Source organism: Streptomyces canus (genome assembly GCF_041435015.1).
Taxonomy (GTDB): Bacteria; Actinomycetota; Actinomycetes; order Streptomycetales; family Streptomycetaceae; genus Streptomyces; species Streptomyces canus_G.
Map to the genome: position 1 here is coordinate 6227323 of NZ_CP107989.1, position 19514 is coordinate 6246836.

The window sequence follows — 19514 nt, forward strand, 5'->3', positions numbered from 1 at the left end:
ACGCTCGTAGGCTGGCCCCATGGCCAGGATCAATGACGTGGGCGGCACCCAGGGCTTCGGCGCGATCGACACCACCGACGACACCGAGCCCTTCCACGCGGACTGGGAGGCGCGGGTGGTCGGGCTCTACAACACCCTGCGCGCACAAGGGATCTTCAACACGAACGAGTTCCGGGACACGATCGAGTCCATGGCGCCGGCGGACTATCTGGCGACCTCGTACTACGAACGCTGGTTCCTGGCGATCTGTTCGCTGCTGGAGCGCAAGGGCGTGATCGAGCCGGGTGAGCTCGATGACTGACGCGCCCCCCGACCGCTTCCCGCCCGGCACCCGGGTCCGCACCTTTCGCCACGACCCGCCGCACCACACCCGCCTGCCCCGCTACGCGCGCGGCAAGCGGGGCGTGGTGGTCGAGCCGGAGGGCCCCGACGAACTGCCCGACATCAGCGCGCAGGGCCGCGGCGACGCACCCGTCGAGCAGATCTACGCCGTCCGCTTCGCGGCCCGTGACCTCTGGGGCGAGGGTGACCACCACGTCGTACTGGACCTGTGGGAGAGCTATCTGGAGGAGGATCACGATGACGAGCGGTGACCATCACACCGACGCGACGACCGCCCGGCGGGTACGGCGCCTGGAGACCCTCCTCGAGGAGAAGGGGCTGATCACCGGCGAGCGGCTGGACGAGGCGATCGACGCGTTCCTCGCGGAGTCCTCGCCGGCGAACGGAGCACGGGTCGTGGCGCGCGCCTGGACCGACGACGCCTACCGGGCCCGGCTGCTCGCGGACGGCACGGCGGCGGTGCAGGAGCTCGGCCACATGGAGGGCTCGTACCAGCGCCTGAGGGTCGTGGAGAACACCGAGTCCGTCCACAACGTCATCGTCTGCACCCTGTGCTCCTGCTACCCGCTCCGCCTCCTGGGCCCCTCTCCCAGCTGGTACAAGTCCGAGGCCTACCGCTCCCGCGTGGTCCGCGAACCCCGTGCCGTCCTACGGGAGTTCGGCCTCACCCTGCCCGACTCCGTGGACATCGTGGTGTGGGACTCCAGCGCGGAGACCCGCTACATGGTCCTGCCGCGCAGGCCCCAGGCCACGGAAGGGCTGGACGAGGAGGAACTGGCGGCGCTGGTGACGAGGAACGCCCTCATCGGTACGGCCGCGGTGTGACCGCTTTCGCGTCCCCCACCGGCAGTCCCTGGTCCGGCACGTCTCCCAGTGCCGCCAACGCCTCCCGCGCCGCCCGCACCCGCGAGGGCGAGAAGTAGGGGTTGATCCGCAGGGCCTCCTGGAGATGCCGGCGCGCGGGGGCGGGCTGTTCCAGGTCCCGCTCGATCATGCCCAGGTGATAGGCGTACAGCGCGCTGCGCACCCCGCCCCCGTGCGCCTTGTCCGTCGCGATCCGGGCGTATCGCAGGGCCTCCCGGTCCTCGCCCGCCCGGTGCAGCGCCCACCCCAGCGCGTCCGCCACCGCGATCCCCGGCTGCCGTCGCCACTCGGCCCTGAGCCGCCGTACGGCGGAAGCCGGGTCACCGTGGTCCGCCTCGAACTGCCCGAGAACCAGCTCCTCGTCCGCTCCGGACGCAGAAGCGCTCCGCACCCTCGCCAGCAGCAGGTCGTACTGCACCCGGGCCGCCTGCCCGAGCCCCAGCGACTCGTACAACTCGCCCAGCTCCAGGGCGTATTGCGGCAGCGGCTGCTTCGCGAGGGCGATCCGGTAGGCGTTCAGGGCCTCCGTCGTGCGGCCCAGCGCCGCGAGGGCCCGCCCCTGCCCGGCCTGCGCGGCCCACTGGTCGGGGTCGATACGGACCGTCTCCTGGAAGTGCCGCAGCGCGTCCTCGCGGTCGCCGCGCTCCCAGGCGAGCTGCCCGGCCCGCTCCAGATACTCGGCCCGCTCGGCCGCCGCCCGCGCCCCCGCCGCCGCGTCGGCCAGCTGGACCGCCGCGTCCTCGCGCCAGCCCCGGTCCCGGTACACGGCCGCCGCACTCGCCCGCACCGCGGGCCCCGACCGCAGCTCCATCAGCCGCTCCAGCGCACCGTGAGCCGCCTTGTAGTCCCCGAGACCCGTGTAGGCGTCGATCAGCGCCGGATACGTCGTCCACCGCTTCGGCTCCAGGTTCCGCGCCGCCTCACCCCAGGTCAGCGCGGTCCGGAAGTCCCGGCGCGCGTTCGCGAGGACGGCCAGACCGCCGAGGGCCGCCGCGTTCCTGCGTACCTGCAAGGACGTCCGCAGCGAGCCGTCGGCCTTCGCGTAGAACGCCGTGTCCGCCGTCCGCCGCGCCTGCTCGACGTATGCCGTCCCGAGCACCGCCCACGACTCGGCGTCCTCGGGATGCCTGCGCAGATGGCTCTCCCGCTCGTCGATCAACGCCGCCAGATCGGGCAGCGCGGCCGGCACCCCGGCGGCGACCGCCGACAGCGCCTGGGCACCCGGAGCCGGGGCGGGCGAGCGGGTCGCCGGCCGCTCCGGGGGCAGCAGCATCAGCGCCGTACCGAGCACCGCGCAGCCCGCGACCGCGGCCAGCACCGCACGCCCGTGCAGCCGGGCCCGTCGGTTCTCCGTGGCTTGGTTCTCCATGGCGCTCACTGTGCGTCAATACGACGACCACACCCCGGCGCTCGGCAGTCGGCGCTGGTGGGGTTCACACCGATGGCCCCCGGTGCGACGCTGTGATCATGAGCCGTATCGAAGCCCCCCGCGACGAGGTCACCGGCAACCTCGTCGACCGTCTGCTGAGCGGTCTGCCCGCCGAGGCCGTCCTCGCCGACCCGGACGTCACGGTCTCCTACGCCAACGACATGGCGAGCTTCTGCCCGGCCGGCACCCCCGCCGTGGTCGTCCTGCCGCGCACGGTCGAGCAGGTCCAGCACGTCATGCGCATCGCCACCGAACTGCGCGTCCCGGTCGTCCCCCAGGGCGCCCGCACGGGTCTGTCGGGCGCGGCCAACGCCTCCGACGACTGCATCGTGCTGTCCCTGACGAAGATGGACCGGATCCTGGAGATCAACCCGGTCGACCGCATCGCCGTCGTCGAACCCGGCGTCGTCAACGCGACCCTCTCCCGCGCGGTGAACGACCTCGGCCTCTACTACCCGCCGGACCCCTCCAGCTGGGAGATGTGCACGATCGGCGGCAACATCGGCACCGCGTCCGGCGGGCTGTGCTGTGTGAAGTACGGGGTGACGGCGGAGTACGTCCTCGGACTGGACGTCGTCCTCGCCGACGGGCGGCTCATGTCCACGGGCCGCCGTACCGCCAAGGGGGTCGCCGGATACGACCTGACCCGCCTCTTCGTCGGCTCCGAGGGCTCGCTCGGCATCGTCGTGCGGGCGACCCTGGCCCTCAGGCCGAAGCCGCCCGAGCAGCTGGTGCTGGCCGCCGAGTTCGCCTCCGGGGCCGCCGCCTGCGACGCGGTGTGCCGGATCATGGAGGGCGGGCACGTGCCGTCCCTCCTCGAACTGATGGACCGTACGACGGTCAAGGCCGTCAACGACCTGGCGCACATGGGACTCCCGGAGACCACCGAGGCCCTCCTCCTCGCGGCCTTCGACACCACGGACCCGGCGGCCGACCTCGCGGCGGTCGGCGCGCTGTGCGAGGCGGCGGGCGCCTCGCAGGTCGTCCCGGCGGAGGACGCGGCCGAGTCGGAGCTACTGCTCCAGGCCCGCAGGCTCTCCCTCACCGCCCTCGAAGCCGTCAAGGGCACCACGATGATCGACGACGTGTGCGTGCCCCGCTCCCGGCTCGCCGAGCTGCTCGAAGGGACCGAGCGGATCGCTGAGAAACACCAGCTCACCATCGGTGTCGTCGCCCACGCGGGCGACGGCAACACCCACCCCACGGTCTGCTTCGACGCGGCCGACCCCGACGAGTCCCGGCGCGCCCGCGAGTCCTTCGACGAGATCATGGCCCTCGGCCTGGAACTCGGCGGCACGATCACCGGGGAGCACGGGGTGGGCGTACTGAAGAAGGAGTGGCTGGCGCGGGAGATCGGCCCGGTGGGGGTGGAGATGCAGCGGGCGGTCAAGGGGGTCTTCGACCCGCTGGGGATCCTGAACCCGGGCAAGCTGTTCTGATCCGGTTCCTGCCAGGGGATCACTCTCCGTCCGCCGACTCGTCGCCCGGCCAGGGGTCGCCCAGCCACAGGTCGTCGGCCGGGGTCGGGGCCAGCAGTTCGGCGAGGCCGTCGTCGATACCGAGCTGCTCCGCCTCGGAGCCCGGGGGGACCACCCTCAGCGTGCGCTCCAGCCAGGACGAGACCTGCGCGGCCGGAGCCTCCAGAAGGGCGTCGCCGTCGGGGGAGCTCAGCGCCATCAGGACCACACCGCGCCCCGCGACCTTGGTCGGCCACACCCGCACGTCCCCGTGCCCGCACGGGCGGAACACCCCCTCGACGAGGAGCTCGCGGGCGAAGGTCCAGTGGACGGGGTGGTCCGAACCGACGTGGAAGGTGACGTGGACGGCGAAGGGATCGTCGCTGCGGTAGCCCAGCCGGGCCGGGACCGGGATGCCGCGCTCGGGCGACAGGATGAGTGTGAGCTCCAGTTCGCGCTCTACCACCGTGCGGTGCATGGCGTTCGTTCCTCTCTCGGCTCTCGTCCGGGTCCTGCGGTGGGCCCGTACGAGTGGAGAGGGGGGAGGGGACGGGATCATTACGCGGGTTCGGCGAACTTTTTTCCGGCCGTGTCGCGGTGGACGTCCCGGCCGGTATCACGGCCGGTGTCGGGTCGTGCTCAAAAGGAGTGGGTCCGGTGGGACTGGCGGTGGGTCTTGCGCCGGTCTGATAGATGTGGAGCCCCCTCTATTGACCCCCGAGCAGATACGGGACGACGGACATGAGCGCCCCAACCCCGGCACCCGGTGACGACAGGCCCCGCGAGGGCTATTACCCGGACCCGTCCATTCCTGGATATGTCCGTTACTGGAACGGTTCCTCGTGGGTGCCGGGCACCAGCCGTCCCGCCCCTGCGGCCGGCGAACCGCTCGCGCCACCCGCGGGCGGCGGCCCCGCATCCGCTCAGGTGGAGGAGACGGGCCCGCACTTCTTCGACGAGGACCCGGCCGAGGAAGCCCCGCACCCCGACACCCAGCACGGCAACCGCCCCGAACCCGCGTCCGCGTGGGGCGCCGACCGGGCCCACCAGGGCGGCTTCGGCGGCGAACAGGACCGCCGGGTGTCGTGGGGGTCCCCGCAGGACCCCGCGCAGGCTCAGCAGGGTGCCCAGCAGGTGCCGCCGCAGGGAGGTCAGCCCCAGGGGGCCGCACACGGCGGTCAGCAGGGCGGGACAGGCGGACCTCAGGGTGCTCGGCACGGTGGTGTACCGCAGCAGGGTGGTCCGCGGGGCGCCGACCCGAGGGTGGCCGGTGCCGGCGGGCCCGCCGACGGTGCCTCCCCGGGCCGGCCGGACGGGCACGCCGCCCGCACCGACGGCACCGCGACGATTCCGCCCGTCGAGCCGGACGAGGACGGCGGCACGCGTGTCTTCCGCCGGCCCACGGCCGGGTCAGGGGGAGCGGGAGCCGCCCAGCAGTCCGACGACGGGACCATGAAGTTCCGCGCGCTCTCCCCGCGCACGGCGCAGCAGGGCGGGGGCCCCGGGGCGCAGAACGGAAGCACACAGGGGCCCGCGTACTCGGGCCCCACGGCCCAGGGCGCCCAGCCCGCCGCAGCCGACAGCGGCGTCGCCCCCACCGGCCCTCAGGGCCCCGGCTTCGGCGCCGGCAAGGCGGCCGCCGAGCGTGCCGCGGCGACCGGTGCCGCAGGCCCTCAGGGTCCCGCCTCCGCCGCTGCCGCCCCTCTCTCCGGCCCGCAGCAGTCCACCCCCGCCTCCGGCCCGCAGACGGCCCCTCCGGGCGTCCCCCAGCAGAACCCGCAGCAGCCTCCCACCGCCACTCCCATGAGCCCGGGCCCCGGTGGCGGTCAGCCCTCCTGGGCCCAGCAGGTGCACCGCCTGGCCGGGCCCGACGAGGAGCAGCCCGCCCCCTGGAAGCCGCCGGTCGAGGACATCTTCCAGGCGGCCGCCCGCCGCCAGGCCGCCGCCAGGCCCGCCGGCCTCGGCAAGCGCCTGGCCGCGCGCCTCCTCGACACCCTCGTCGTCGGCGCCGTGACCGCCGTCGCCGCCGTCCCTCTCGGCACCAAGGCGGCCGACCACATCAACGAGAAGGTCGACGCGGCCAAGCTGTCCGGCGAGACCGTGACGGTCTGGCTGCTGGACGGCACCACGTCGGTGTACCTCGGCATCGTGGTCGCCGTGCTCCTCGTCGCCGGTGCCCTGTACGAGGCGCTGCCCACCGCCAAGTGGGGCCGCACCCTCGGCAAGAAGCTGCTCGGCCTGGAGGTGCGGGACATCGAGGGCCACGAGCCCCCGTCCTTCGCCGGTGCCCTGCGCCGCTGGCTGGTCTACAGCGTGCCGGGGCTGCTCGGTATCGGCCTCGTGGGCGTCGCGTGGTGCCTGTTCGACCGGCCGTGGCGCCAGTGCTGGCACGACAAGGCGGCGCATACGTTCGTGGCGGGCTGAGCCGGTCCCGCGAACGGCGTACAGGATTCGGTACTCCGGACGGCCGCCCGCCGGATGCGGAGTCGGGGGGTTCGCGGTCGACTCGGGCCATGAGCAGTGAACCGCCTCCCGGCTCCGGACAGCAGCCGCCGGATGACGACCCGTTCAGGAAGCAGCCCCCGCCCGCCGAGGGCTCGGGATCGCCGTACGGCACGCCGCCGCCGTACGGCGGGAGTCCCCAGGGCGGCGGTGACCCGTACGGCGGTGGTCCCGCCGACCCGCTGGCCGGCATGCCACCACTGGCACCCAGCGGCCGGCGCACGCTCGCCCGGATCATCGACATGATCATGGTGGCTGTCGTCGTCTGGCTGATCACCTGGGGCGTCGGGGTCAGCGAGTTCGACGTGAACAGCGACAACATGCAGTACGGCAAGTCACTCGCCCAGTCGGCGCTCGCCGCGGTGCTCTACATCGGCTACGACACGATCATGATCACCCGGTCCGGGCAGACGCTCGGCAAGAAGTGGCTCGGCATGCGGGTGGCGAACCTCGACAACGGCTCCACGCCCTCCACGCAGACCACGCTGATCCGCTCGGCGGTGCTGTGGATCCCGTTCGCGTTCTGCTGCGCCTGTATCTGGACCGCCATCGCGGGCGGCTGGAGCTACTTCGACAAGCCCTACAAGCAGGGCCTGCACGACAAGGCGGCGAAGACGGTGGTGGTCAGCACCACCTGACCCGGGCGGCCCCGGACGTCATCCCGGGAGCGCGTTGGGCCGAGCGGCCGGGACCGTGACGGGGCGGGACCCCGGCAGGGCCTGGGCCGCCGAGCTGCCGGCGAGCCGATGGCGATGGCGGCGGGCGCCGCGTCTCGTCCCGGCGAACCCGGGGGCGACTCGGCGCGCCGGTGCCGGGACGGTGACGGCGGGACCTGAGTCGTGTCTTCGGGGCCGGCAGGGCCTGGGCCGCCGAGCTGCCGGCGAGCCGATGGCGATGGCGGCGGGCGCCGCGTCTCGTCCCGGCGAACCCGGGGGCGACTCGGCGCGCCGGTGCCGGGACGGTGACGGCGGGACCTGAGCCGTGTCTTCGGGGCCGGCAGGGCCCGGACCGCCGAGCAGCCGCCGAGCCGATGGCGAATGCGGCGGGCGCCGCGTCTCGTCCCGGCGAACCCGGGGGCGATCCGGCGCGCCCGGCTCGGCGGACGCGGTGTTCAGGCGGCGGTCTTGGAGCTCGTGGCCACGGCAGGTACGGGTTCTTCCGCCGGGTGCTCGGCGGGCCTGCTCACCGCGACGACGCGGGACTTGGGCTGTGGCACCGTCATGGCGACCAGCAGGCCGAGGGCGAGCGCGGCGACGGCGATGATCGCGGTCCCCACGGCCGAACTCGTCTGTGACAGCAGCAGCATGGCGAGCGTCGAGAAGATGACGGTGATCGAACCGTAGGCGATCTGTGCGGCAGTCGGACGCGGCATGTCAATCGTGTCCTCGGAATTGGGGGTCCACGGGGGGCGTCGGCCTGGCATTCCGCCGACACCCGGGCGTTCCGCCAATCGACTCTAATCGCCTGTGTGCCCGAGTGGAACGAACAGTAAGCGTGACCTAACCAACAGTGCCGGAGCACAGGGGGCGCACGGAGTCATGACGTCCATCAAGTGGACGGCTGTGCGCGCCTGTCGTGTTGCGGCCACGTGTCCGCAATACGAACACCGGCTCCCAATAATGCAATTGACGGGTCCAAGTCAAGATCTGTCTTTTCTCCCCAACCTTTAGTCAAATACGGCTCACTTGCCTTGATAGGGGAGGGGCACAAGTGACTGACAGATCCTGGACGTTCAGGACGGCGGCGACGATCGTCGCCCTCGCGGCCGCCTCGGCCACGTTCTCGACGTTCGCCGTGGCACAGGCCGCGGACACCACGTCGACCAAGGCCTCCGCGGTCGACCGGAACGACCCGCAGCCGGCGAAGGCCAGGGAGCACGACTTCGACGGCCCGCTGACCAAGACCAAGGAGGCGCAGCGCCAGGAGGCGCTCGACCAGGTCATCTCCGGGAACGCCACGGTGAAGAACCGCAACGGCTCCCAGGTGGTCGAGCTCAAGAGCCGCAAGGGCGACAGCAAGTACGTCGAACTCGGCCGTGAGAAGACCGACAAGATCTTCACCATCCTGGTGGAGTTCGGCGACCAGGTCGACCCCCGCTACGGCGGCACGGTCGGCCCGCTGCACAACCGGATCGCCAAGCCGGACCGCAAGCAGAACAACAGCACGGCCTGGCAGGCGGACTACAACCAGGCGCACTTCCAGGACCTCTACTTCGGCACCGGCAAGAAGAGCGAGTCGCTGAAGAAGTACTACGAGAAGCAGTCCTCGGGCCGCTACTCGGTCGAGGGCGAAGTGACCGACTGGGTCAAGGTCCCGTACAACGAGGCCCGTTACGGCTCCAACAAGGCCTCCACCGGCGCCTGGTACGCGGTCCAGGACGGCGTCAACGCCTGGGTCGCCCAGCGCGAGGCCGCCGGGGACACCGCCGCCGAGATCGCCGCGGAACTGGCCGAGTTCGACCAGTGGGACCGCTACGACTTCGATGGCGACGGCAACTTCAACGAGCCCGACGGCTACATCGACCACTTCCAGATCGTGCACGCCGGCGAGGACGAGTCCGCGGGCGGCGGCGCCCAGGGCGAGGACGCGATCTGGGCGCACCGCTGGTACGCCTTCGGCACCGACGCCGGCTCCACCGGCCCGGACACCAACAAGCTCGGCGGCACCCAGATCGGCGACACCGGCATCTGGGTCGGCGACTACACCATCCAGCCGGAGAACGGCGGCCTGGGCGTCTTCGCCCACGAGTACGGCCACGACCTCGGCCTGCCCGACGAGTACGACACCTCCGGCGGCGGCGAGAACTCCACCGGCTTCTGGACGCTGATGTCCTCCGGCTCCTGGCTCGGCACCGGCAAGGACTCCATCGGCGACCTGCCCGGCGACATGAACGCCTGGGACAAGCTCCAACTGGGCTGGCTCGACTACGACGTGGCCAACGCGGGCAAGAGGTCCACCCACAAGCTGGGCGTCGCGGAGTACAACACCAAGAACGCGCAGGCGCTCGTGGTCCAGCTGCCGAAGAAGACGGTCACCACCCCAGTGGTCACCCCGGCGCAGGGCGCGACCCAGTGGTGGAGCGGCAGCGGCAACGACCTGCGCAACACCCTGACCCGCCCGCTCGACCTGACCGGCAAGTCCTCGGCGGCGCTGACCCTCGACGCCTGGTGGGACACGGAGAAGGACTACGACTACGTCTACGCCGAGGTCTCCACCGACGGCGGCGCCAACTGGACGCCGGTCGACGGCACTCTGGCCGACGGCACCGCCATCCCGCGTGACGGCAGCGGCAAGCCCGCCCTCACCGGCACGGTCGACGCCCACCAGAAGCTGACCTTCCCGCTGGACGCCTACGCGGGCAAGAACATCCAGCTGCGCTTCCGCTACCAGACCGACGGCGGAGTCGCCCAGAAGGGCTTCACGGCCGACGAGATCACGGTGACCGCCGACGGCGCGACCCTGTTCTCCGACAACGCCGAGACGGCGGACGCCGCCTGGACCGCGAACGGCTTCTCGCGCATCGGCGGCTCGATCACGGACGAGTACGCGCAGTACTACCTCGCCGAGAACCGCCAATACGTGTCGTACGACAAGGTGTTGAAGGTCGGCCCGTACAACTACGGCTTCTCGAAGACCCGTCCGGACTGGGTGGAGCACTACGCCTACCAGAACGGCCTGTTGATCTGGAAGTGGGACACCTCCCAGGCGGACGACAACACCAGCCAGCACCCCGGCGAGGGACTGATCCTTCCGGTCGACTCCCACCCGACCGCGCTGAAGTGGTCCGACGGCACGCTGATGCGCAACCGCATCCAGGCCTACGACTCCACGTTCAGCTGGTACCCGACGGACTCGATCACGCTGCACAACGCCGACGTCCCGACGAAGATCAAGTCCAAGCCGGGCGTCCCGGTCTTCGACGACGGCACGTCGAGCTACTACGACACGTCGAACCCGCTCGCCGGTGTCAACATCACTGACACCGACACCCGGATCAAGATCGTCAAGGAGCCGCTGAACGGCTCGACGATCACGCTCCAGGTCGGGCCTTCGGCCAAGAAGAAGTAAAACCGCAGGTCAGAAGCGTATCGGCGGCAACCCCTGGCGGGTTGCCGCCGATCGTGTTTAGGTGCGTCCTGTGGCTTCCTTATTGACACCGACACTCACGGGGGTGTGACCGCATGGCCGCAGGAGGTTTCTGCAAGCTGCCGAACGGCAGGGTGGTGGTGGCGCTGAACCTGCCCCGCCCGCCCGCCGACGGCTACGGCAGCGTGCGGGTCCTGGTCCACGCCCAGAACCGGGCGCGCGCCCTGACCAGGCTGCGCAATCTGGGTCTGCGCGCGGTGTACCTGCGCGGCAACGGCGCGCCCCCGACCCCGGACGAGATCACGGCCGTACTGCACCACCCGGACGGGCTGATATGGCGTACCGCCCCTGACAACGCTGTCGTGGGCGGGCCCGAGCTGGCCCAGGAGCTGTGGCATCCGATCAGGTCACTGCTGAGGAGGCCGACGGCACCGGCCTGAGCGCCCGTGCCCGGGGCCTGATCCGCCGGACCGGCCCTAGACGACAGGCTTCCCGGAGAGCTCCACGCCCGCCTCGCGCATCTCCTCGATCGCCCGCTCGGTCGTCGTCTCGGCGACCCCGGCGGTGAGGTCGAGGAGGACCTGCGTGCGGAAGCCCGCCCGGGCCGCGTCCAGCGCGGTGGCCCGTACGCAGTGGTCCGTGGCGATCCCGACCACGTCGACCTCGGAGACCTCGCGCGCCCGCAGCCAGTCGGCCAGCGTCACGCCGTTCTCGTCGGCCCCCTCGAACCCGCTGTACGCCGCCGCGTACGCCCCCTTGTCGAAGACCGCGTCGATCGCCCCGGAGGCGACGGCCGGCGCGAAGTTCGGGTGGAACCCCACCCCCTCGGTCCCGGCGACGCAGTGTGCGGGCCAGGAGTGCACGAAGTCGGGGTTGTCCGCGAAGTGGCCGCCGGGTGCGATGTGGTGGTCGCGGGTGGCCACCACATGCTGGTAGCCGGAGCCCGCCGCCTGCCCGATCAGCTCGGTGACGGCGGCGGCCACATCGGCACCGCCGGCCACCGCGAGACTGCCTCCCTCGCAGAAGTCGTTCTGCACGTCAACGACGATCAAGGCGCGGCGCATGTGGGTGTCCTTCGCTGGGTGAACTTACGAGCCTAGAGACTTCGGCGGCACTGCGGGAGGGCGCACCCGCATTAGCTACCCGAGCGCCCCTGGACGTACTCCGTCGGAAGAACCGGTTCTCCGCGCGAGAGCTGGGTCGCCGACAGCGGCAGGTTGGCCCGGGCAGCGGCATGCCGGTCCCGTACGACGTCCAGCGCCTCCCGCGCGACGACCTCGCCGCCCTTGACCAGCTCCACCAGCAGCTGCCGGTCCGCGAGCGCGGGCGGAACCGCCCCCGTGCCCACCACCTCGGCCTCCGCGACACCCTCCGCGTCCAGCCGCCGCGCCGCCCACTTGCGCCCGCCGACCGAGGTCTTGCCCCCGGTCGACTTCTTCGCCACCGGCACCAGCGGCGCCTTCGGGTCCGCGGACTCGGCACGCGCGACCAGTTTGTAGACCATCGAGCAGGTGGGGTGCCCGGACCCGGTCACCAGCTGGGTGCCCACGCCGTACGCGTCCACCGGGGCCACGGCCAGCGAGGCGATGGCGTACTCGTCCAGGTCGGAGGTGACGATGATCCGGGTGTTCTTCGCGCCCAGCTCGTCCAGCTGCTGGCGCACCCGGTGCGCGACGAGGAGCAGGTCGCCGGAGTCGATGCGCACGGCCCCCAGCTCGGGCCCGGCGACCTCCACGGCCGTACGGACGGCCTCGGTGACGTCGTACGTGTCGACGAGCAGGGTGGTGCCCCGCCCCAGCGAGTCCACCTGGGCCTGGAAGGCGTCCCGCTCCTGGTCGTGCAGCAGGGTGAAGGCGTGGGCGGAGGTGCCCACCGTGGGGATGCCGTAGCGGAAGCCGGCCGCGAGGTCGGAGGTGGTGGCGAAGCCGCCGACGTAGGCGGCCCGGGAGGCGGCCACGGCGGACAGCTCGTGGGTGCGGCGGGCACCCATCTCGATCAGCGGCCGGTCGCCCGCGGCCGAGGACATCCGGGAGGCGGCCGCGGCTATCGCGGAGTCGTGGTTGAGGATCGACAGGATCACGGTCTCCAGGAGTACGCACTCGGCGAAGGAGCCCTCCACCCGCATGATCGGCGAGCCCGGGAAGTACACCTCGCCCTCCGGGTAGCCCCAGATGTCACCGCCGAAGCGATAGGAGGCGAGCCACTCCAGGGTCTCCCCGTCCACGATGTCCCGCTCCCGCAGGAAGCCGAGGACGTCCGCGTCGAAGCGGAAGTTCTCCACCGCGTCCAGCACCCGGCCGGTGCCGGCGACGACGCCGTAGCGCCGCCCCTCCGGCAGCCGCCGGGTGAAGACCTCGAAGACGCTGCGCCGCTCGGCGGTACCCGCCTTCAGCGCGGCCTGCAGCATCGTCAGCTCGTACTGGTCCGTGAAGAGCGCCGTCGAGGGAACATCCACCGGCAGCCCAAGGTCCGCTGTGTTCATGACGAGGATGGTACCCCCATTCGCGTCAGTGTGACGATTTGTGCGGTGCGTGGCAGCATGGGCCGTGTGACGTCACCCGCTCCCGTAGAGATCGAACGCACCGAGTCGGCGGAAGAGGTCTTCGCCGTCCCCGAGCCGGACGTCCCCTGGGTCACGATCGTCCACAACGACCCGGTCAACCTCATGAGCTACGTGACCTACGTCTTCCAGTCGTACTTCGGCTACTCGAAGGACAAGGCCACGAAGCTGATGATGGACGTCCACCACAAGGGCCGGGCGGTCGTCTCCAGCGGATCCCGCGAGGAGATGGAGCGCGATGTGCAGGCCATGCACGGCTACGGTCTGTGGGCCACGCTCCAGCAGGACCGGAAATGACCCGACCCCGCCCGCAGGACCGGAAGTAGCGATAACGCCTGATGCCAGGAACCTTCGAACCGCTCCCCGGCGGCGGCGCGGCCGTCGCCCTCGACGACGTCGAGATCTCCATCATCCGGTCGCTGGCCGTCCAGCTCCTGGAACTCATCGGCCCGGGCCCCGCCGAGGACGCCCCCGACGACCCCCTCGCCGAGCTCTTCGCGGACGGCCCCAGCGAGCCGCCGTCCGACCCGGTGCTCAAGCGGCTGTTCCCGGACGCCTACAGCGACCCCGAGGGCACTCCCCAGGCCGAGGAGGCCGAGGAGCAGCGGGCGTACTCCTCGGAGTTCCGCCGCTACACCGAGAACGACCTGCGGACCGGCAAGCGCGAGAACGCCCTCGCGGTGGTCCGCTCCCTGGACGCGCTGAACTCCGCGGGCGAGGGCGGGGCGGTCCTCAAGCTGTCGACCGGTGAGTCCCAGCAGTGGCTCGGCGCCCTCAACGACCTGCGGCTCGCGATCGGCTCCCGCCTCGACATCACCGACGAGGAGGACACCGACCTCCTCTACCGGCTCCCGGACGAGGACCCCCGTAAGCCGATGGTGATGGCGTATCTGTGGCTGGGCGGTCTCCAGGAGACCCTCGTGACCACCCTTATGCCATGAGATGTGACGGTTTCGTGCCCGCTTTTGAGGGTGATGTGTTCGCTCAGAGGACGCTCAAATCCGGATAACGATCACGTCACCGCGCTGACGGCTTTCGCGTGTTCCGGGCGCCGTTTGTCCGCTTCTTCCTGTGACCTGTGCCATATGTCGCACAGGTGATCAACGTTGCGGCCGTGATAAATCTTCACGACCGCCCGGCGAACACCACCCGTATGTTCCGCCGGGTGCGCCACCGAGCCGGCAACCGCCGGCCAGGCACCACTCCATCAATCCGGGGGGATCGAGATCCGGTCCGCGGCCGACGAAGGCCCGGGTCGGTATGGAGAAAGGCGCACCACAGACATGACCTCCGCTCAGGTCGACACAGGCACGGGCCCAGGCTCGGAGAAGACCTCCGAAGAGGGGTACGAGCGCGGACTCGGCAGCCGCCAGGTCCAGATGATCGCGATCGGCGGCGCCATCGGCGTCGGCCTCTTCCTCAACGCCGGGGCGAACATCGCCAAGGCCGGTCCGAGCCTCATCCTGATGTACGCCGTCGCCGGCGTGATCATCTTCTTCATCATGCGGGCACTCGGCGAGCTGCTGCTCTACCGCCCGGTCTCCGGTTCCTTCGCGGAGTACTCCCGCGAATTCCTCGGCCCGTTCTTCGGCTACTTCACCGGCTGGACGTACTGGCTGCTGTGGGTCGTCACCGGTATGGCGGAACTCACCGCCGCCGCGATCTACGTCAACTACTGGTTCCCGGCCATCCCCCAGTGGACGACGGCCCTGGTCTTCCTGGTCGTCCTGTTCGTGGCGAACCTGATCTCGGTGAAGCTGTTCGGCGAGATCGAGTTCTGGTTCTCGATGATCAAGGTCACCGCCCTCATCGGCATGATCGTGATCGGCCTCGGTGTCCTCACCTTCGGCTTCAGCGCGGCCGGCGACACCGCCGCGGTCTCCAACCTCTGGGCCGTCGACGGCTTCTTCCCCAAGGGCATCGGCTCGTCCCTGATGACCCTGCAGGGCGTGATGTTCGCCTACCTCGCCGTCGAACTGGTCGGCGTGACCGCCGGTGAGTCCGAGAACCCCGAGAAGACCCTCCCCAAGGCGATCAACACCCTGCCCTGGCGCATCGGTCTCTTCTACGTCGGTGCCCTCACCGTCATCCTGTGCGTGGTGAAGTGGACCGAGTTCGCCGCCGGCGTCAGCCCCTTCGTCAAGGCCTTCGCCGTGATCGGCATCCCGGCGGGCGCCGGCATCGTGAACTTCGTCGTCCTCACCGCGGCGCTGTCCTCCTGCAACTCCGGCATGTACTCCACGGGCCGCATGCTGCGCACCCTGGCCGACAGCGGCGAGGCGCCGCAGGCCTTCAACAAGCTCTCGGTGACGCGGACACCGGCGCTGGCCATCACGGTCTCCGTGCTCTTCATGGGCATCGGCGTGGTGCTGAACTACGTCGTGCCGGAGAAGGCCTTCGGCTATGTCGTCTCGGTCGCGACCGCGGCGGGCATCTGGACGTGGCTGATGATCCTGGTCAGCCACGTGCGCTACCGCCGCGAGGTCGTGGCAGGCCGACTGCCCGCCTCCTCCTTCCCGGCGCCGGGCGGCTCGGTCGGCAGCTGGATCGCCATCGTGTTCCTGCTCTTCGTGACCTGCCTGATCGCGTACGACGCCGACTCCCGCGTCTGCCTGTACGTGATGGCCGGATGGGCCGCCGCGCTGGGAATCGGCTGGGCCGTCCTGAAGACCCGGAACCCGGAGATCACGGACCGGCGCGAGCCGGAGTTCGAGAAGACGGCGGGCTAGGAAGTCCGCACCCGTCCGGCATGTGGGCCGCTCCGTACCGATCCTCGGTACGGAGCGGCCCTCTGCTTATCCTTTCCGACATGCTGACCATCACCCAGGCCCTCGTCGACCGGATCGTCGCGCACGCACGCAAGGACCACCCCGACGAGGCGTGCGGCGTCGTCGCGGGGCCGGCCGGATCGGACCGGCCCGAGCGGTTCATCCCGATGCTGAACGCGGCCATGTCGCCCACGTTCTACGAGTTCGACTCCGGCGACCTGCTCAAGCTCTACCGCGAGATGGACGACCGCGACGAGGAGCCGGTGGTCATCTACCACTCCCACACCGCGACCGAGGCCTACCCGTCCCGCACGGACATCTCCTACGCCAACGAACCCGGCGCCCACTACGTGCTGGTCTCGACGGCGGACACCGACGGTCTCGGCGACTTCCAGTTCCGCTCCTACCGGATCGTCGACGGCGAGGTCACCGAGGAGGACGTGGAGATCGTCGCGGCGTACCAGGAGGCCTGAGCTGCCCTATCTCAACCTGCGGCCCTAATTCGTCCACATGATGGGATCACACTCCGGGACCCGGACCGGGAATCGATACGATGACCCCATGGTTTCTTACGACGTGAGCGAGAAGACGCCGGGCAGCCTGCTCGTGGCGCGGCTGCACGTCGACCTGTGCAGGCTCGCCAGCGCCATCTGTTGACGCTGCCTCTGCCGCCGTACGGCCGTGGGCCGCGGCGCTCCACGCACCACCTGCTGTACCAGCGCTGCCGCGCGCCCACCGACCCGCCACCATCCGACAGGAGCCCTGAGCCATGGCCATCGAGGTCCGCATCCCGACCATCCTCCGCACCTACACCGACGGCCAGAAGGCGGTGGAGGGCAACGGGAACACCCTCGCCGAGCTCTTCGCCGACCTCGAGACCCGGCATGCGGGCGTCCAGGCCCGCATCGTGGACGGCGGGGAACTGCGCCGCTTCGTCAACGTCTACCTGAACGACGAGGACGTCCGCTTCCTCGACGGCATCAACACCAAGCTCACCGACGGCGACAACGTCACGATCCTGCCGGCCGTGGCCGGCGGCATGGCCTGATCGTCGATGCGTTACGACTCCCCGCTGGCCGCGGTGGGCAACACCCCTCTGGTGCGCCTGCCGCGGCTCTCGCCGTCCGCCGACGTACGCATCTGGGCCAAGCTCGAGGACCGCAACCCGACCGGCTCGGTCAAGGACCGCCCCGCCCTGCACATGATCGAGCAGGCGGAGAAGGACGGCCGCCTCACGCCCGGCTGCACCATCCTCGAGCCCACCTCCGGCAACACCGGCATCTCCCTCGCGATGGCCGCCAAGCTCAAGGGCTACCGGATCGTGTGCGTGATGCCCGAGAACACCTCGCAGGAGCGCCGGGACCTGCTCGCCATGTGGGGCGCCGAGATCATCTCGTCCCCCGCCGCGGGCGGCTCCAACACCGCCGTACGGGTCGCCAAGGAGCTGTCCGCCGAGCACCCCGACTGGGTGATGCTCTATCAGTACGGCAACCCCGACAACGCGGGCGCCCACTACGCGACCACCGGCCCGGAGATCCTCGCCGACCTCCCCTCGGTCACCCACTTCGTCGCGGGCCTCGGCACCACCGGCACCCTGATGGGCGTCGGCCGCTACCTCCGCGAGCACCGGCCGGACGTGAAGATCGTCGCCGCCGAACCGCGCTACGACGACCTGGTGTACGGGCTCAGGAACCTGGACGAGGGCTTCGTACCGGAGCTGTACGACGCGTCGGTGCTGACGACCCGCTTCTCCGTCGGCTCCGCCGACGCGGTCACCCGCACCCGCGAGCTCCTCCAGCAGGAGGGCATCTTCGCGGGCGTCTCCACGGGCGCCGCCCTGCACGCGGCGATCGGCGTCGGCAACAAGGCCGTGAAGGCCGGCGAGAGCGCGGACATCGTCTTCGTCGTGGCCGACGGCGGCTGGAAGTACCTCTCGACGGGCGTCTACACGGCGGCCACGACGGAGGAAGCGATCGAGACGCTGCAGGGTCAGCTCTGGGCGTGACGTTCTACGTCGCCAGGTGACGGACCTGGTCCCACAGGACCGGGTCCACCACCCCCACCTTCCGCCGGAAGTCCCCCACCGGCACCGCACGCAGCTCGTCGGTCTCCAGGAAACTCGCGCGCCCCTGCGCGTCCCCGACGGCACCCGGCGGCAGCGGGATCACCCCGGACCGCTCGTCGTGGTACTTGCTGGTGATCTTCGCGACGGTCGCCCGCCTCCCGTGCACCGCGAGCACCAGACAGGGCCGGTCCTTGCCTCCGGGCCCGTCCTCGTACGGCACGTTCGCCCACCAGATCTCCGCGGGCCGCGGCCGGACCACAGTTCGCCCGGACGGCCGACTCACCCGGTCCGCGCGCCCCTTCGGCCGACGGCCCCGGCCCCAGCCGTCCACGAGCGTGGCGACCAGCGCGAGCAGTATCACCGCCGCGAGCGCGAGCCACCAGGACGTGTCCATGAGGACGACGTTACCGGCGCGCGATCAGGCCTGCGCGCCCTCTGCGCAAGCCGTAAGCGCGGTCACACTCCCCACGCGCCCTCGGTCCAGCCGAACCGGTGACACCACAGGTGAGTTCGCCCACAACAGCCCTTGGCGGAGGAGCGACCGGAGGTTTTGCGCCTTACGCTCGACGGACCGCACGACCCCCGTCTCCATCCCAGAAAAGTTCCCGCCAGCGGAGGTTTCTGTTTTATGAAGCTCACCGTCGTCGGCTGCTCGGGGTCGTTCCCGTCCGCGGAATCGGCCTGCTCGAGCTACCTCGTCGAGGCCGACGGCTTCCGGCTGCTTCTCGACATGGGCAACGGTGCCCTTGGCGAGCTGCAGCGCCACTGCGGTCTCTACGACCTCGACGCGATCTTCCTCAGCCATCTGCACGCCGACCACTGCATCGACATGTGCGCGTACTTCGTCGCGCGCTACTACCGCCACGACGGCGGCCGCTGCGACCCCATCCCGGTCTACGGCCCCGAGGGCACCGAACACCGCCTCACCACGGCCTACGCCGACACCCCCACCGCCTCCTCCATGAGCGAGGTCTTCGACTTCCACACGGTCAAGCCGTCCACCTTCGACATCGGCCCGTTCACGGTCCACACGGAGCGAGTGGCGCACCCGGTGGAGGCGTACGGCATCCGCGTCGAGCACGGCGGGAAGTCCCTGACGTACTCCGGCGACACGGGTATCAGCCCCGCCCTGACCGAACTCGCCCGCGACACCGACCTGTTCCTGTGCGAGGCGGCCTTCACGCACGGCAAGGAGAACATCCCCGACCTGCACCTCAACGGCCGCGAGGCGGGTGAGACGGCGACCCGCGCAGGAGCCCGCCGCCTGGTCCTCACCCACATCCCCCCGTGGACCGACCCGCAGGTCAACCTCGCCGACGCACGCACGGTCTTCGACGGCCCGGTGGAACTGGCGACGCCGAGACTGACGTACGACATCTGAACCCGCACAAGCCCGAAGGCTCCCGGAACCAGTGGTGTTCCGGGAGCCTTCGGGCTGCGG

The 19514-nt window shown here is 70.7% G+C and carries 22 protein-coding genes; 16 read left to right on the forward strand and 6 right to left on the reverse strand.

The genetic code is table 11. From position 1 onward, the window contains the following. The first annotated feature begins 19 nt into the window (after window positions 1–19). Genes OG841_RS28495 through nthA form a run of 3 tightly spaced genes read left to right on the forward strand, consistent with a single transcriptional unit; the run spans window position 20 to window position 1167 of the window. Window positions 20–301, forward strand: a complete 282-nt coding sequence (locus tag OG841_RS28495; RefSeq protein WP_328638921.1) for a hypothetical protein — start codon at window positions 20–22, stop codon at window positions 299–301. Next, a complete protein-coding gene (locus tag OG841_RS28500) occupies window positions 294–593 on the forward strand; it encodes an SH3-like domain-containing protein (RefSeq protein WP_266564075.1) in 300 nt (99 codons plus the stop codon). Before OG841_RS28495 ends, OG841_RS28500 begins: the two co-directional genes overlap by 8 nt. Then, window positions 580–1167 carry a nitrile hydratase subunit alpha gene (gene nthA / locus OG841_RS28505; RefSeq protein ID WP_365120081.1) on the forward strand — a complete coding sequence of 196 codons (588 nt, stop codon included), beginning with the start codon at window positions 580–582 and terminating at the stop codon, window positions 1165–1167. Before OG841_RS28500 ends, nthA begins: the two co-directional genes overlap by 14 nt. Here nthA and OG841_RS28510 read toward each other — a convergent pair. Then, window positions 1145–2575 carry a tetratricopeptide repeat protein gene (locus tag OG841_RS28510; RefSeq protein WP_328638919.1) on the reverse strand — a complete coding sequence of 477 codons (1431 nt, stop codon included), beginning with the start codon at window positions 2573–2575 and terminating at the stop codon, window positions 1145–1147. The genes nthA and OG841_RS28510 overlap by 23 nt on opposite strands. 92 nt (window positions 2576–2667) lie before the next feature. Between OG841_RS28510 and OG841_RS28515 the strand changes: the two genes are divergently transcribed. Beyond that, the gene (locus tag OG841_RS28515) at window positions 2668–4074 is read left to right on the forward strand and encodes an FAD-binding oxidoreductase (protein ID WP_328638918.1); all 1407 of its coding nucleotides are present in this window, start codon (window positions 2668–2670) and stop codon (window positions 4072–4074) included. Window positions 4075–4093: 19 nt separating this feature from the next. Here the strand turns inward: OG841_RS28515 and OG841_RS28520 are convergent, their stop codons facing one another. Then, window positions 4094–4570, reverse strand: a complete 477-nt coding sequence (locus OG841_RS28520) for an SsgA family sporulation/cell division regulator (protein WP_328638917.1) — start codon at window positions 4568–4570, stop codon at window positions 4094–4096. 263 nt (window positions 4571–4833) lie between these two features. Here OG841_RS28520 and OG841_RS28525 point away from each other — a divergent pair, with 263 nt between their 5' ends. Continuing rightward, complete coding sequence (locus OG841_RS28525) at window positions 4834–6516, forward strand: RDD family protein (protein WP_328638916.1); 1683 nt, start codon at window positions 4834–4836, stop codon at window positions 6514–6516. An 89-nt stretch (window positions 6517–6605) separates the two neighbouring features. After that, the gene (locus tag OG841_RS28530; RefSeq protein WP_371567054.1) at window positions 6606–7232 is read left to right on the forward strand and encodes an RDD family protein; all 627 of its coding nucleotides are present in this window, start codon (window positions 6606–6608) and stop codon (window positions 7230–7232) included. 473 nt (window positions 7233–7705) lie between these two features. Here the strand turns inward: OG841_RS28530 and OG841_RS28535 are convergent, their stop codons facing one another. Next, a complete protein-coding gene (locus tag OG841_RS28535) occupies window positions 7706–7966 on the reverse strand; it encodes a hypothetical protein (RefSeq protein WP_371567055.1) in 261 nt (86 codons plus the stop codon). Window positions 7967–8304: 338 nt separating this feature from the next. Here OG841_RS28535 and OG841_RS28540 point away from each other — a divergent pair, with 338 nt between their 5' ends. Beyond that, window positions 8305–10662, forward strand: a complete 2358-nt coding sequence (locus OG841_RS28540; RefSeq protein ID WP_371567056.1) for an immune inhibitor A domain-containing protein — start codon at window positions 8305–8307, stop codon at window positions 10660–10662. 113 nt (window positions 10663–10775) lie between these two features. Further along, window positions 10776–11120, forward strand: coding sequence for a hypothetical protein (locus OG841_RS28545; RefSeq protein WP_328638912.1), 345 nt, complete (start codon window positions 10776–10778; stop codon window positions 11118–11120). Window positions 11121–11156: 36 nt separating this feature from the next. On the opposite strand, the gene OG841_RS28550 is transcribed toward OG841_RS28545, so the two are convergent. Both OG841_RS28550 and OG841_RS28555 read right to left on the reverse strand, forming a co-directional pair. Continuing rightward, complete coding sequence (locus tag OG841_RS28550) at window positions 11157–11744, reverse strand: isochorismatase family protein (RefSeq protein WP_328638911.1); 588 nt, start codon at window positions 11742–11744, stop codon at window positions 11157–11159. Window positions 11745–11815: 71 nt separating this feature from the next. Next, the gene (locus OG841_RS28555; protein WP_371567057.1) at window positions 11816–13162 is read right to left on the reverse strand and encodes a nicotinate phosphoribosyltransferase; all 1347 of its coding nucleotides are present in this window, start codon (window positions 13160–13162) and stop codon (window positions 11816–11818) included. A gap of 57 nt (window positions 13163–13219) precedes the next feature. Here OG841_RS28555 and clpS point away from each other — a divergent pair, with 57 nt between their 5' ends. The 7 genes from clpS to OG841_RS28590 all read left to right on the forward strand — a co-directional run bounded on the left by clpS (window position 13220) and on the right by OG841_RS28590 (window position 18013). After that, the gene (clpS, locus tag OG841_RS28560) at window positions 13220–13537 is read left to right on the forward strand and encodes an ATP-dependent Clp protease adapter ClpS (RefSeq protein ID WP_069765280.1); all 318 of its coding nucleotides are present in this window, start codon (window positions 13220–13222) and stop codon (window positions 13535–13537) included. A 41-nt stretch (window positions 13538–13578) separates the two neighbouring features. Continuing rightward, window positions 13579–14181, forward strand: a complete 603-nt coding sequence (locus OG841_RS28565; protein ID WP_069765279.1) for a DUF2017 domain-containing protein — start codon at window positions 13579–13581, stop codon at window positions 14179–14181. Between the two features lie 342 nt (window positions 14182–14523). Next, window positions 14524–15969, forward strand: coding sequence for an amino acid permease (locus OG841_RS28570; protein ID WP_371567058.1), 1446 nt, complete (start codon window positions 14524–14526; stop codon window positions 15967–15969). An 80-nt stretch (window positions 15970–16049) separates the two neighbouring features. Continuing rightward, the gene (locus OG841_RS28575; protein ID WP_328638908.1) at window positions 16050–16481 is read left to right on the forward strand and encodes a M67 family metallopeptidase; all 432 of its coding nucleotides are present in this window, start codon (window positions 16050–16052) and stop codon (window positions 16479–16481) included. Between the two features lie 88 nt (window positions 16482–16569). Then, on the forward strand, window positions 16570–16665 hold the full coding sequence (locus tag OG841_RS28580) for a putative leader peptide (protein WP_311717690.1): 96 nt from the start codon (window positions 16570–16572) through the stop codon (window positions 16663–16665). A gap of 112 nt (window positions 16666–16777) precedes the next feature. Next, window positions 16778–17056 carry a MoaD/ThiS family protein gene (locus OG841_RS28585; RefSeq protein ID WP_007382355.1) on the forward strand — a complete coding sequence of 93 codons (279 nt, stop codon included), beginning with the start codon at window positions 16778–16780 and terminating at the stop codon, window positions 17054–17056. A 6-nt stretch (window positions 17057–17062) separates the two neighbouring features. Then, on the forward strand, window positions 17063–18013 hold the full coding sequence (locus tag OG841_RS28590) for a PLP-dependent cysteine synthase family protein (RefSeq protein ID WP_037710629.1): 951 nt from the start codon (window positions 17063–17065) through the stop codon (window positions 18011–18013). 4 nt (window positions 18014–18017) lie between these two features. Here the strand turns inward: OG841_RS28590 and OG841_RS28595 are convergent, their stop codons facing one another. Beyond that, complete coding sequence (locus OG841_RS28595) at window positions 18018–18467, reverse strand: type II toxin-antitoxin system PemK/MazF family toxin (protein WP_328638907.1); 450 nt, start codon at window positions 18465–18467, stop codon at window positions 18018–18020. Between the two features lie 234 nt (window positions 18468–18701). Here OG841_RS28595 and OG841_RS28600 point away from each other — a divergent pair, with 234 nt between their 5' ends. After that, window positions 18702–19454 (forward strand): MBL fold metallo-hydrolase, encoded by a 753-nt coding sequence (locus OG841_RS28600; protein WP_328638906.1) that lies wholly within the window; start codon window positions 18702–18704, stop codon window positions 19452–19454. The last annotated feature ends 60 nt before the right edge of the window (window positions 19455–19514 follow it).

What these genes read in the sequence shown, in the direction of transcription:
- OG841_RS28495 (WP_328638921.1), top strand. Translation starts at nt 20, where the DNA reads ATGGCCAGGATCAATGACGTGGGCGGCACCCAGGGCTTCGGCGCGATC.
- OG841_RS28500 (WP_266564075.1), top strand. Translation starts at nt 294, where the DNA reads ATGACTGACGCGCCCCCCGACCGCTTCCCGCCCGGCACCCGGGTCCGC.
- nthA (WP_365120081.1), top strand. Translation starts at nt 580, where the DNA reads ATGACGAGCGGTGACCATCACACCGACGCGACGACCGCCCGGCGGGTA.
- OG841_RS28510 (WP_328638919.1), bottom strand. Translation starts at nt 2,575, where the DNA reads ATGGAGAACCAAGCCACGGAGAACCGACGGGCCCGGCTGCACGGGCGT.
- OG841_RS28520 (WP_328638917.1), bottom strand. Translation starts at nt 4,570, where the DNA reads ATGCACCGCACGGTGGTAGAGCGCGAACTGGAGCTCACACTCATCCTG.
- OG841_RS28525 (WP_328638916.1), top strand. Translation starts at nt 4,834, where the DNA reads ATGAGCGCCCCAACCCCGGCACCCGGTGACGACAGGCCCCGCGAGGGC.
- OG841_RS28530 (WP_371567054.1), top strand. Translation starts at nt 6,606, where the DNA reads ATGAGCAGTGAACCGCCTCCCGGCTCCGGACAGCAGCCGCCGGATGAC.
- OG841_RS28535 (WP_371567055.1), bottom strand. Translation starts at nt 7,966, where the DNA reads ATGCCGCGTCCGACTGCCGCACAGATCGCCTACGGTTCGATCACCGTC.
- OG841_RS28545 (WP_328638912.1), top strand. Translation starts at nt 10,776, where the DNA reads ATGGCCGCAGGAGGTTTCTGCAAGCTGCCGAACGGCAGGGTGGTGGTG.
- OG841_RS28550 (WP_328638911.1), bottom strand. Translation starts at nt 11,744, where the DNA reads ATGCGCCGCGCCTTGATCGTCGTTGACGTGCAGAACGACTTCTGCGAG.
- OG841_RS28555 (WP_371567057.1), bottom strand. Translation starts at nt 13,162, where the DNA reads ATGAACACAGCGGACCTTGGGCTGCCGGTGGATGTTCCCTCGACGGCG.
- clpS (WP_069765280.1), top strand. Translation starts at nt 13,220, where the DNA reads ATGGGCCGTGTGACGTCACCCGCTCCCGTAGAGATCGAACGCACCGAG.
- OG841_RS28565 (WP_069765279.1), top strand. Translation starts at nt 13,579, where the DNA reads ATGCCAGGAACCTTCGAACCGCTCCCCGGCGGCGGCGCGGCCGTCGCC.
- OG841_RS28570 (WP_371567058.1), top strand. Translation starts at nt 14,524, where the DNA reads ATGACCTCCGCTCAGGTCGACACAGGCACGGGCCCAGGCTCGGAGAAG.
- OG841_RS28575 (WP_328638908.1), top strand. Translation starts at nt 16,050, where the DNA reads ATGCTGACCATCACCCAGGCCCTCGTCGACCGGATCGTCGCGCACGCA.
- OG841_RS28580 (WP_311717690.1), top strand. Translation starts at nt 16,570, where the DNA reads ATGGTTTCTTACGACGTGAGCGAGAAGACGCCGGGCAGCCTGCTCGTG.
- OG841_RS28585 (WP_007382355.1), top strand. Translation starts at nt 16,778, where the DNA reads ATGGCCATCGAGGTCCGCATCCCGACCATCCTCCGCACCTACACCGAC.
- OG841_RS28590 (WP_037710629.1), top strand. Translation starts at nt 17,063, where the DNA reads ATGCGTTACGACTCCCCGCTGGCCGCGGTGGGCAACACCCCTCTGGTG.
- OG841_RS28595 (WP_328638907.1), bottom strand. Translation starts at nt 18,467, where the DNA reads ATGGACACGTCCTGGTGGCTCGCGCTCGCGGCGGTGATACTGCTCGCG.
- OG841_RS28600 (WP_328638906.1), top strand. Translation starts at nt 18,702, where the DNA reads ATGAAGCTCACCGTCGTCGGCTGCTCGGGGTCGTTCCCGTCCGCGGAA.